The organism is Candidatus Latescibacter sp. (genome assembly GCA_030692375.1).
Lineage (GTDB): Bacteria > Latescibacterota > Latescibacteria > Latescibacterales > Latescibacteraceae > JAUYCD01.
This window is the reverse complement of sequence record JAUYCD010000179.1, coordinates 1-2,122: the sequence shown is the minus strand read 5'-3', so window position 1 is coordinate 2,122 and position 2,122 is coordinate 1. Positions and strand designations below refer to the sequence as shown.

Below are 2,122 nucleotides of genomic sequence, written 5' to 3'. Positions count from 1 at the left end.
TCATAACTGTCCGGTTAAAATTTGAGAGGTAAAGACAACTGTTGCTGTTTTTGAGTAATTGTCTTGAATCTATCGAAAGGAATGGTAAGTATTTCAACGAGATAGATGCTATCAAGGAGTAATTCTCCGACGATACGGGTTAATTCATGGAGAGAATGCCTGCATTTTGTTTGGAATTTGATGAACGAGAGCAGGAGATAGTATATCATGGCGGCCCAGATTTGAGACATGACTGCGTTCTTGCTAGTTCCGAGGAACGATTTGATTTTCAGATTCTGCTTGATCCACTTGAAGAATGTTTCTATTTGCCAGCGTGATTTATACAGATCAGCAATGGTACGGGCTGCAAGTTTGAAATTGTTGGTAATGAACACATAGAGTTCTCCTGTTTCATGGTCAATATAGGTAACCATGCGGAGCTTATCCGGATAGTTTTCATGTGAGGCGACACCGGAGAGCATAATAAGGCAGTCTGATACGATGCCTTTATTTTTGGTGACTTCCTGCTGTCCGAGAACTGTGTACTTCATGTTGCTTTTTGCTTTCATGACGAAAAAGAGCTTAGATCGAGTCAATGAATACAGCCAGTTATAGTCGATGTAGGCACGATCGATTAAAAGTATGCTGTCCGGTGAGAGAGACGGGAAACCGTATGAGTCGTCTTTCACGACGTTTATATCATGGGTTTTCCCGTCGGTAATTACCATGAACGATGGCAAATACCCGCTATGATCCAGCAGGGTATGTAACTTGAACGCGCCTTTCTTCGTACGGTATGTTGCCCAGGGATACAGAGACAAGCACACGTCAATGAGCGTTGAATCAAACGAATACAAGGGATTCTTAAATCTGAAACCATGACGGGGAGACAGCTCGCGACACTTTTCTAACAACGAATAAAAAGTGTCACGGAAAATATCGGCGTTGCGATTATTGTTTGCGTCACTCAGGGTGCTCTTTGCCACCGTTTTAAGCCCAAGGTGATACCACTTCTTCATGTGACTTTTCAGGCTGAGTTCAATGTCACGAAGGCTTGTTAGACTCTTTGCCTGGGCAAATAACAGCACAATGAGTTGTTGCCAGCATGAAAATCGCTTGGTGTACTTGTCTCCTTCATACTGATCAACACATTTTTTGAACCGGTACTGACAAATGAGTTGCATAAGCTGTGAAAATACCGTATTTCTAATCATGGGCAATCCTCCTGTTCTGTATCGATTAATGGTATTTGTCTACCTAAATATATACAGAATAAGGACATTGCCCATTTCTATTTTATTTTAACCGGACACTACTGGTCGAAAATATAAAAGAACAGCTACCTCCGGTTCTGGGCCACCTTCTCCGGCAGCACGAGTTTCCCCGCCTTCAAGCTTCGCTTTCCGATCTCGATGATCTCTTCGCGTGTAGCCCCGCTGTCGCCCCAAAGCGCCATTTCATAATCCATGCTCATCGTGAAGCCTTTCTCGGGGAGTTTGGGCTTTCCGTTCGCATCCAGGAAGTGCACGTCCATGTGGTAGTCTATATAGTTGCCGCAGATGATGTAAGACACCGGCAGGCGCGGTTTGAAATTCCGGTTCAGCATGAGCATGTTGCCTTTGTCGGAACTGCAGAGGGCGAAGAAGCCGTCCCCGGTGATTTGGGTGAGTTTGGTGTCGCCCTCGAAGGTCCACTTGCGGGTACTCTCCCACTTGACCCGGTTATCGGGAGTCAACCAGAGCACTGAGTCATACCACCACTCGCGCGGGTCCACGCCGCGGAAGGGGAAAACGTCGAAGAACTGGTTCGTTGTGTAGGGCCAGTACTTAAGGACAGTGAATTTGGTGGAAACCTGCATGGTCATGGCCGGGGCGTTTGCGGGAACCCGGACGGTGTACTCAGACTGGGCGCGGTCGTTGGCGTCGGCGCTCTTGAAATAGAACACCGCCTCGTCGGGGCCGTTTTTCAGGATTCGGAAGTCACGAATCTGGTCGATCATATCTACCGGCGACTGCCCGCAGTTCTTGAACCAGGTGAGCAGGTTCTCGGTGAGCGCCCACTCGGGTTTCCCGTATTTCCGGATATTGCGCGCCCGGCCGTCCACCAGCGAGAACCGGAAGCCCGACCAGCGTTTCCCGGTCTG

Annotated in this window: 2 protein-coding genes; both read right to left on the bottom strand. The window is 48.0% G+C overall.

Annotation, left to right across the window (positions count from 1 at the left end):
* Positions 1-14: 14 nt before the first annotated feature.
* Entirely contained in the window at positions 15-1,193 is a 1,179-nt protein-coding gene (locus Q8O92_10685; protein ID MDP2983781.1) for an IS4 family transposase, read from the bottom strand.
* Positions 1,194-1,318: 125 nt separating this feature from the next.
* Positions 1,319-2,122 (bottom strand): hypothetical protein (locus Q8O92_10680; GenBank protein ID MDP2983780.1); only part of this gene is annotated, 804 nt, incomplete at its 5' end.